Consider the following 9479-nt stretch of genomic DNA (forward strand, 5'->3'; position numbering starts at 1 on the left):
AAAGCCGCGCCGCAGCCTGACAACCCAGGCGCCCCCGTGGTGCTGACCGATGTGGACCTTGTGATTCGCAATGCCTTGCGTTCGCACAAGCTGCGGCTGGATGCCACACCGCCTTCTGTCTGGGGCCAGCGGTTCACCCTCATGGCACAGATGAACAGCCCCCTGCTGTCCGCCCACCCGGGCCAGATTCAGGACTGGTCGGGTCAGGTGTTTGCCGAGTTTCCTCACATTGATGCTGCGCAGCTGCGTCCGCACCTGAGTCTGGGCCTGGAGGTGCAACAAGGCGAGGGCCGGCTTCGACTGTGGTCGGACCTGGACCAAGGGCAATGGCAAGGGGCCAGCGCCGACGTCCAGCTGCAAAACGTGCGCGTTCAGTTGGGCAAGGACTTGCCTGCGCTGGCGTTTGACCGACTGGCGGGGCAGATATCGGGCACTTATTCGCCCGAGGGCTTTTCGCTCAGCACCCGTCAGTTGAGTTTTGACACACCCGAGCAACACAGCTGGCGCGGCGGCGATGTCACCGTGCGCTATACCCAGCCCCGGCGTGCACAACCGGCTCAAGGCCAGGTTCAAGGTCAACAGCTGGACCTGGCCCAGCTGCGGCAACTCGCTCGCCGCTTGCCCTTGCCACCGAATTGGCAAGAGGAGCTGGAACGTACGAGCGTGCAAGGGGTGGTGCAAGAGCTTGACGCTCAATGGCAGGGCAGCTGGCCTGAGTTGAAACACTACAGCGTCAAGGCCAAGGCCAGCAAGCTGGGGTGGAGTGCGCAAACCCGGCCCGTGCAACGCCCGGGCATCGAGGGTGCACAGCTGGAGCTGAACTTCAACCAGGATGGTGGGCAGGCTGTCCTGGCCATGCCCGCGGGCGGACTTCTTGATGCCCCTGGCTGGTTGCAAGAGCCTTTGGTGACGCTGCAGGAGTTGCAGGCGCAGGCGCAATGGAAGGTGACCAGGGGCCAAGTCGAGCTGCCCCAATGGAGCGTGAAGCTGCGCAACGCCGATGTCCAGGCGCAAGCCAGCGGGAGCTGGAAACCGGGTGCCGGCACACTGGGCACGCTGGATCTGAAGGGCACGATTGCGCAGGCCGAGGCCCAACGCGTGGCGCGCTACCTGCCTGCCAGCTTGCCGGCCGATGTTCGTCAATATGTGGAGCAGGCCGTTCGCGGCGGGCGTGTTTCGAATGTGCAAGTGCGCATCAAGGGGCCTTTGGACAAACTGCCGTTTCAAAACGCCAAAGAGGGGGATTTCCGTTTTGCGGGGCAAGTGCAGCGCTTGGCGCTGGACTACATGCCCCCGGTGGTGCGCGGCAGCGGCAAGCGGGCCTGGCCCATGCTGGGTGACCTGGAAGGGGAGCTGGTGTTCGACCGCTGGAGCATGCAGTTCAAGGGCAAAAGTGCGGTCGCGGGCAGCGGGCCACAGGCCCTGAGGTTCAGCGATATCGATGTGCGCATTCCTCACATGAACGAGCAGCCACAACTGCATGTATCGGCCAAAGCCAAAGGGGGAGCACAAGCCACCCTGCAAGCGATGCGCGACACCGCCCTCGATGACTTGCTCGAAGGCGCCCTCCACAACGCACAGGCCAGCGGCAATATTCAGGGAAGTTTCGCTCTTGATGTGCCCTTGCATGGGGATGGACGCGAACGCCTTCAAGGTCAGGTACAGCTGCAAGGCAACGATGTGCGCATGGCGGCTTATCTGCCCGCATTGCAAAAGGCCAAAGGCAGTGTGACTTTCAGCCACGAGGGCTTCAGTTTGCGTCAGCTTCAGGGCCAGTTGCTGGGCGGTCCGGTTCGACTGGAAGGGGGCATGAAGACCCAGGGGAAACAGCCCGTACTGAACATTCGACTTCAAGGTCAGGCCACGGCTGCGGGCTTGCAGGCGGCCCGCGAGCTGGCACCTTTGAATGTGTTGGCCAGGCGCATGGCCGGCAGCAGCGCCTACAGTGCCGAGCTGGGATGGCGCGATGGTCTGCCTGTACTGGAGGTGCGCAGCCAGCTGCAGGGGCTGGCCCTGGACCTGCCCGCGCCTTTGAACAAACCTGCTTCGGGGGCCATGGCTTTGTCCATCAGCAACCAGGCGCTCAAGGGGAGTGCCGGCACACACGATCAGGTGCTGGTGAGCTTGGGTTCGGCTTTTGGGGCCCACTACGTCAGGCGAGTCTCGGACGGCACGCCCGTGGTGGTGCGGGGCAGCCTGGGCTTGGGCGGCTCCAGGACCCTGACAGCGCCGCTGCCCGATCAGGGTGTTGTCGGATCTTTCCAGTTCGAAAACCTGGATACCGATGCCTGGTTGTCGCTGTTGCAGACGTCATCGGGTAGCGAAGGCTTGTCCGAGGCCAGCATGGGCTACCTGCCCACGCGTGCCGGGCTGCGCGCACAAATGCTGCGCGTGGAGGGTCGGGACTTTCACGACCTCGTGGTCACCGCCTCTCGGGAAGGCGGGCTGTGGAGCGCCATCGTCGATGCACGGGAAATGAATGGGCAGCTGCAGTACCGCGCCGCCCAAGGCACACAAGCAGGCCGTGTGTTTGCGCGCCTGTCCCGCCTGGACTTGCCAGCGGCCAACCCTGCCAGCAATGACAGTTTGCTGGCATCTCCGCCAAGCTCAATGCCAGCCCTGGACATCGTGATTCAGAAAATGCGGCTGCGCGGCAAGGATGTGGGTCAAGTGGACATTCAGGCGATCAACCGCGAAGTTCAACGCAGCGACCGCAGCTTTGCACGTGAATGGCAGCTGGACACCTTTAACATCACGCTTCCTGAAGCGCGCTTGTTGGCCTCGGGCCGCTGGCAGCCCGGTCAGCGCACAAGCCTGGATTTCAAACTCGAATCCAAAGACTCCGGCGCGTTGTTGAGCCGACTGGGCACCCCTGATGCCTTGCGCGATGGACCAGGCGTGCTGGCCGGGCGCATCAGCTGGCTGGGCTCTCCGCTGCAACCGCATTACCCCAGCATGGATGGACAGTTCAACATCGCCCTGGGTCGCGGGCAATTCCTCAAGGCCGATCCCGGTGCAGCCAAGCTGCTTGGGGTGTTGAGTCTGCAGGCTCTGCCGCGGCGCTTGCTGCTCGATTTCCGCGATGTGTTTTATCAGGGTTTTGTTTTTGACACGGTACGTGGCGATGTGAGCATCCAGCGAGGCATGGCACAAACCAGAAACCTGCAAATCCAGGGTGTCAACGCCTTGCTGCAGATGGACGGCAGCGCCGATATCGAGCAGGAGACCCAACGCTTGCGGGTGTTGGTGCTGCCCGAGCTGGATGCCGGCACGGCTTCTTTGGTGGCGGGTATTGCCGTCAACCCTGTCGTGGGTTTGACCTCGTTTCTGGCACAACTGTTCCTGCAAAACCCCTTGGCCAAAGCCACCAGCCAGGAGTTTCTGATCGAAGGTCCCTGGTCGAACCCTGTGGTGACCAAAGTGGAAACGCCGCCGGCGGGCTCGACATCCACGACGCCATCACGTTAAAGTTCAGGCATGATGTTTTCACGCTTTCATCGCGGCATCTCGACAGGCTTGTGTTCGGGCTTGCTGGCGACGGCATTGCTGCTGGGGGGGTGCGCCAGCTCATCGCGCTTTGCGCCCGCCCCGGTACAGACCCGCCAAATTTCCGAAAGCAGTGCACGCGAGCGCAGCGAGATTGCGCTGGCGGCCATGTCCTTGCTCGATGTGCGCTACAAATGGGGAGGCAGGGGGCCGGCCACCGGCTTTGACTGCTCTGGACTGGTGCGCCACGTGTTTGCCGAGGGCACAGGGCGCAAGGTTTCGGGCAACTCCGCCCAACTTGCAGCACAAGCCACACCAGTGGACATCCAGGACTTGCAGCCTGGCGACCTGGTCTTCTTCAACACGCTAGGCCCGGCGTTTTCCCATGTCGGGGTTTATGTGGGTTCAGGCAAGTTCGTGCACGCCAGCAACGAGCGCACGGGGGTGCGTGTCGACAAGCTGAGCAACAGTTACTACGCCAAACGTTTTGAAGGCGCTCGCAGTTTGCTCGATTAAGCTTGGGTGTCGTTGTGCTTGTCAGTGTCTTCGAGTTCCCCGCCTTTGCGGCCCGAGAACATGGTCCACCAGACAATCAACACCAAAATCACCAAAGCGGCTAACGCCTCGACCACCAATAACCACATGAGCACTTTCTCCCGCTGGACCACCGCAACGCGCGCATTGCCGTGGTTGTTGCCAAGCATTGTAGGCATGCTGCTGGGCGCGTGCTCGAGCGCGCCGCCATGGCCTGAGCCGGGACCCACCGCAAGCCCGGTTTACGAAAAAGAACCGCTTGCGCCACCCGCTGGAGAAGCCATCAAGCAGGCCCGCAGCTTGTGGACGCCTGTAGCCTGGTCGGAGCTGCCGGGCTGGTCGCAGGATGATATCGGCCAGGCTTGGCCGGCCTGGGTACGCAGCTGTGGCAAGCCATCGCAGGCCTGGATCCAGACCTGTCAGAACATCCGTGCGTTGGCCTCGGCCGACGCGCAAACCCAACGTGACTGGGCCATGCGTGCGCTGCAACCCTATCGGGTCACCACACCCGACGGACAAGCACAAGGTTTGCTGACCGCTTATTACGAACCTGTGCTGCAAGCCTCTCGCCGAGCGACCAGCGATTTCAATGTGCCGCTTTATGCCCCGCCCTCAGGATTACGTTCGGGCACGCCCTGGTACTCCCGCCAGGAAATGGACACTTTGCCCCAGGCCCAACGCGCCTTGCAGGGGCGGACTCTGATGTATTTGCGCGACCCGATCGACGCCATGATCCTGCACATCCAGGGTTCAGGGCTGTTGCAGGTGACGGAGCCCGATGGCCTGGTGCGTGATGTGCGGCTGGCTTTTGCTGGCACCAACGAGCAGCCCTACCGCAGCATTGGCAAATGGCTTCTGGATCGCAAACTGGTGCGGGATGCCAGTTGGCCAGGCATCAAGGCCTGGATCGCCCAAAACCCGCAACGCACGCAGGAATTGTTGTGGAGCAACCCGAGAGTGGTTTTTTTCAAGGAGCAAGGGCTGCCCTCCGGCGTGGAGCCCCCTGGCCCCACTGGCGCTCAGGGCGTGCCCTTGAGCGCCGGACGCTCGATCGCCGTCGACAGGCAAAGCATTCCGTACGGAACGCCTGTGTGGTTGGTGTCAGACGGCCCAACCACCAGGCTGCAGCGCCTGGTGTTGGCTCAGGATACCGGCGCCGCCATAGTTGGCGCGGTGCGGGCGGACTATTTTGTTGGACCGGGTCACGAAGCTGGCGAGCTGGCAGGCCGACTGAAACAAAACCTGCAACTGTGGGCCCTGTGGCCCCGGTGAATCATGCAGCGGCTACTGGCATCCGCGAGATGATGCTCGAGAACAAGGCCTCATATTCAGGGCGTGCGCGGTAACGACCCGTCAGGGGGTCTTCGTTTTCGGCAAAAGCCGCATCCAGTTGTGCCCAGTCTTCGGCGCTCAGCACCTTTTGTGCTTCGGGCAAGATCACTTCTTCTTCGAGCGCCATGTGTTCGCGGTAAAAGCGGACATATTGCTCAAAAGCGTGTTCAAACGCGGCGCGGCGGCTGTTGCCCAGAAGCTCCCACGACAGCAAGAGATGTTGCAGATCGCGCGCAGCGCGTTCGGAATGCGCATGGTCACGTTCGAGCTTGTCGATCGCACCCATCACGGTTTTGGAGTGTTTGAGCACCATGGGAAACAGCAGATTCGACTCTTTGGGATGGTGCAGGCGCTCAGGGTATTCGTCGATGTAGAACAGCATGCTGCGCAGCACCTCGAAAAAGCCGCGGCGGGTCTCGCCAGGGCCTTGAGCGACCATGTCGCTCATGACGCCGAGCATGGCGGCCAATGACGCGTGTTCGTCGCGAATGATGTTCAGACTGGTGGCTTGCATGATGTGTTCTCCAATGCCAGCCAGTGTCACCAATTTAAGGCCGCGTCGCCTTGATGCACATCATGAATTGAGACTGACACCAGGCCGCCAACGCTTGAGCAGGAGCGCATTGGTCATGACGCTGACCGAGCTCATGGCCATGGCGGCACCAGCAAGCACCGGATTCAGGTAACCCATGGCGGCCAGGGGAATCCCGGCAATGTTGTAGATGAAAGCCCAGAACAGGTTTTGCCGGATCTTGCTGACCGTGCGGCCTGAAATATCGATGGCTGCTTCGATCAAGCCCACATCGCCACGCATCAAAGTGATGGCTGCGGCATGCATGGCCACATCGGTACCGTTGCCCATGGCCATGCCGACATCTGCAGCCGCCAGCGCGGGCGCATCGTTGATGCCATCGCCGACCATGGCGACCACATGCCCGCCTTCACGCAAGCGCGCCACGGCCTGGGCTTTGTCTTGCGGCAAGACCTGCGAGAGCACTTCGCCAGCATCCGGGTCCAGCCCCAATTGGCGCCCCATGTGGTTGGCAGCGGCAGCGTTGTCCCCCGAGATCATGACCACGCGAATGCCCCGCGAACGCAGGGCGCGCAAGGCTCGCTCAGCCTCGGGCTTGGGCTCGTCGCCAAAGGCCAGCAACAGCACGGGCTGCAAAATGCCTTCTTGTCGACAAGCGAGAATCGACAAGCTGCTGCCTTGACGCTCCTGCGTGTCAATCGCCGAGCGCCAAGCGCTCAAGTCAACCCCTAACTCCTGCATCCAGCGCAGGCTGCCGAGCAACCAGGTGTGCTGATCAATCTGCCCTTCAATGCCTTTGCCCATGATGGCTTGCACATTCTGTGCCGTCCCCGCCTGCAGACCTTGCGCCTGCAGCAGCTCCATCACGGCGCGGGCCAGAGGATGTTCACTGCCGGCTTGCAACGCTCCGGCATGCGCCAAAGCGTGCTCACGGGTATGGGACGACGACAAAACCATCGCCTCGCGCACACGTGGCTTGCCCACTGTGAGGGTGCCTGTTTTGTCAAACGCCACCACCTGCACTTTGTGCGTCAGTTCCAGCGCCTGTGCATCCTTGATCAATATGCCTTGGCGCGCAGCCACCCCAGTACCGGCCATGATGGCCGCTGGCGTGGCCAAACCCAGTGCACAGGGGCAAGCAATCACCAGCACAGCCACCGCGTGGATGATGGCCACTTCCCAGCCTGCGCCCAACCATACCCAGACCAACAGCGTCGTGATCGCAATCACCAACACCGCAGGCACAAACACTTCGGCGACTTTATCGACCAGACGCTGAATGGGGGCCTTGGCTGCCTGTGCATCTTCGACCAGACGAATGATGCGCGCGAGCACCGTTTCGCTGCCCACAGCCTGCACCTGCATGACCACACGACCTTGCCCGTTGATGGCCCCGCCAGTGACGGTATCTCCCACATGTTTGTGTACAGGCATGGACTCGCCCGTCAACATGGATTCATCGGCCTGGGTTTGTCCTTCGATCAAGCGGCCATCGGCGGGATAACGCTCACCGGGTCTGACCACCAGATGGTCGTCGACCATGACTTCTGTCAACGCCACGTCGACTTCACCTTCAGGCCCCAACCAGTGGGCCTTGTCCGGGCGCAAGGCATGCAAGGCGCGAATGGCTTCGGTGGTTTGTTGCTTGGCGCGTGCTTCCAGCCATTTGCCCAGCATGACCAGGGTGATCACCACGGCCGAGCCTTCAAAATACAAATGCGGCATCTCCCCGGGCTCTGCGCTCCACCACAACCACACCGACAGCAACCAGCCTGCGGTGGTGCCCAAGGCAACCAGCAGGTCCATATTCCCAGTCAAGGCTTTGAGCGCGTGCCAGCCCGCTTTGTAAAAACGGGCGCCCAGCACAAACTGCACCGGCGTTGCCAGCGCAAACTGCACCCAGGCTGGCAGCATCCAGTGCGCGCCCCAAAGGCTGGCCAGCATGGGAAGCACCAATGGCGCCGAAAGCAGCAAACCAAGACCTACCGGCACGAAGCTGGCCCCGCTTGATTTGTGGTTTTGGGAGTTATTGTCGATTTCGCGTGGCTCATAGCCAGCATCGCGTACAGCCCGCAGGACGCGAGCCATGGCCTGAGGCTCTTGAGCCATGCTCACGCGAGCGCTTTCGGTGGCCAGGTTGACTGTGGCTTGCTCAACCCCCGGCACTTTTTTCAGCGCTCGCTCCACACGGGCCACGCACGATGCACAGGTCATGCCTTCGATGCCAATGTCCAGCTGCACCGTATCCGAATTGATATGTGTCATTTCTTTTCTTTCCGAACAGGGCTATCCTACGCCACTGGCAGTTATAGGAGTACCTCCATGAACCAAGTCTTTACTGTTGAAGGCATGACCTGTGGCCACTGCGAAAAAGCCGTGATCAAGGCCCTGATGCAACTCGATCCACAAGCCAAAGTTGCGGTTGACCGCACGCAAAACAAGGTGGAAGTGGACTCTGCACAAAGCCGCGATGCCTTGGCCAATGCCATCGCAGACGAAGGCTACAAGGTTGTTAACTGATTGTTCTGAAAGGACGCATCATGAAAAGCAATGTCGGCGGTATGGACCGCATCGTACGTATCGTCGTGGGCCTGGTTATGATCGGCCTGACCCTGGCTGGCCAAATTGGCGCCTGGGGCTGGATCGGCATTGTGCCTTTGGCCACCGGTGCCTTGGGTTGGTGCCCGCCTTACAGTTTGTTGGGCATCAACACCTGCAAGACGCGTCAGTAAGCGTGCAAGGGCTTGTGAACCACAGGCCCTTTTTCTTTTAGGCATGATATGGACATGAACACATCCATGCCTTTCCTGCAACAGCCGCGCTCGCTGGAGCGTTGTGTGACCGGTCGCCCAACACGTGATGGCGCAGGAGTGCGCCTGACGCGTGTGCTGACCTCCGACCTCCAGCAACGCCTGGACCCCTTTCTGATGCTCGATCAGTTCGGTTCTGATGATCCGAAAGATTACGGCGCTGGTTTTCCCAGTCATCCCCATCGTGGGTTCGAAACGGTGACTTACATGATTGCCGGTCGCATGCGGCACAAGGACAGCACCGGTGGCGAAGGACTGCTGCAAAACGGCGGTGTGCAATGGATGACCGCGGGGCGCGGTGTTATTCACAGCGAAATGCCAGAACAGGAAGAAGGTCGCATGGAAGGCTTTCAGCTGTGGCTGAATCTGCCTGGCAAGGACAAAATGTGCGCTGCGTCTTACAAGGACATTCAAAGCGCTGATATTCCGGAAATACGCCCCGTCGAGGGAGTCCTGGTCAGGCTGATCGCGGGCCGTGTTCTGAACACAAGTGGCGCTGTGGATCGTCCTGCGCAGTCACATCCTACGCAGGTGTTGTATCTGGATGTTCACTTCGAACGCGAAACCTTTCTGGATATTCCCTTGCCGAACGGGCACAACGCATTTGTCTACATCTACCGTGGTCAAGCGCGCGTTGGTGATTCGGGTACTCAGGTTGTCGATCTTCATCAGATGGGAATTTTGTCCAACGACGGGGATGGCTTGCGTCTTCATGCCGAATCGGTATCAAGGGTGTTGGTGATTGCAGGTCAACATTTGAATTAGCCGATTGCGCAATATGGACC

Annotated in this window: 9 protein-coding genes; 6 read left to right on the forward strand and 3 right to left on the reverse strand. The window is 60.8% G+C overall.

The genetic code is table 11. The features are described from left to right. A partial coding sequence (locus tag AAFM15_RS00550; RefSeq protein WP_341684745.1) for a YhdP family protein occupies positions 1-3468 on the forward strand: 3468 nt, incomplete at its 5' end. 9 nt (positions 3469-3477) lie between these two features. After that, complete coding sequence (locus AAFM15_RS00555) at positions 3478-4002, forward strand: C40 family peptidase (protein ID WP_341684746.1); 525 nt, start codon at positions 3478-3480, stop codon at positions 4000-4002. Here AAFM15_RS00555 and AAFM15_RS00560 read toward each other — a convergent pair. Further along, on the reverse strand, positions 3999-4130 hold the full coding sequence (locus tag AAFM15_RS00560) for a hypothetical protein (protein ID WP_341684747.1): 132 nt from the start codon (positions 4128-4130) through the stop codon (positions 3999-4001). The genes AAFM15_RS00555 and AAFM15_RS00560 overlap by 4 nt on opposite strands. On the opposite strand from AAFM15_RS00560, the gene AAFM15_RS00565 reads away from it, so the two are divergent. Continuing rightward, positions 4129-5292, forward strand: coding sequence for an MltA domain-containing protein (locus AAFM15_RS00565; protein WP_341684748.1), 1164 nt, complete (start codon positions 4129-4131; stop codon positions 5290-5292). The genes AAFM15_RS00560 and AAFM15_RS00565 overlap by 2 nt on opposite strands. 1 nt (position 5293) lies before the next feature. Here the strand turns inward: AAFM15_RS00565 and AAFM15_RS00570 are convergent, their stop codons facing one another. Both AAFM15_RS00570 and AAFM15_RS00575 read right to left on the reverse strand, forming a co-directional pair. After that, the gene (locus AAFM15_RS00570) at positions 5294-5866 is read right to left on the reverse strand and encodes a hemerythrin domain-containing protein (RefSeq protein ID WP_341684749.1); all 573 of its coding nucleotides are present in this window, start codon (positions 5864-5866) and stop codon (positions 5294-5296) included. A 60-nt stretch (positions 5867-5926) separates the two neighbouring features. Further along, on the reverse strand, positions 5927-8149 hold the full coding sequence (locus tag AAFM15_RS00575) for a heavy metal translocating P-type ATPase (RefSeq protein ID WP_341684750.1): 2223 nt from the start codon (positions 8147-8149) through the stop codon (positions 5927-5929). 57 nt (positions 8150-8206) lie between these two features. Here AAFM15_RS00575 and AAFM15_RS00580 point away from each other — a divergent pair, with 57 nt between their 5' ends. From AAFM15_RS00580 to AAFM15_RS00590, 3 genes are read left to right on the forward strand one after another with little or no spacing between them, the layout of a single operon-like run. Further along, positions 8207-8404, forward strand: a complete 198-nt coding sequence (locus AAFM15_RS00580; protein WP_341684751.1) for a cation transporter — start codon at positions 8207-8209, stop codon at positions 8402-8404. Positions 8405-8424: 20 nt separating this feature from the next. After that, positions 8425-8616: a DUF2892 domain-containing protein gene (locus AAFM15_RS00585; RefSeq protein ID WP_341684752.1), complete on the forward strand. Its 192-nt coding sequence runs from the start codon at positions 8425-8427 to the stop codon at positions 8614-8616. A gap of 54 nt (positions 8617-8670) precedes the next feature. Beyond that, entirely contained in the window at positions 8671-9459 is a 789-nt protein-coding gene (locus tag AAFM15_RS00590; RefSeq protein WP_341684753.1) for a pirin family protein, read from the forward strand. Positions 9460-9479 lie beyond the last annotated feature (20 nt).

This window comes from Limnohabitans sp., from assembly GCF_038134685.1.
In the GTDB taxonomy this organism is placed as follows: domain Bacteria; phylum Pseudomonadota; class Gammaproteobacteria; order Burkholderiales; family Burkholderiaceae_C; genus Limnohabitans_A.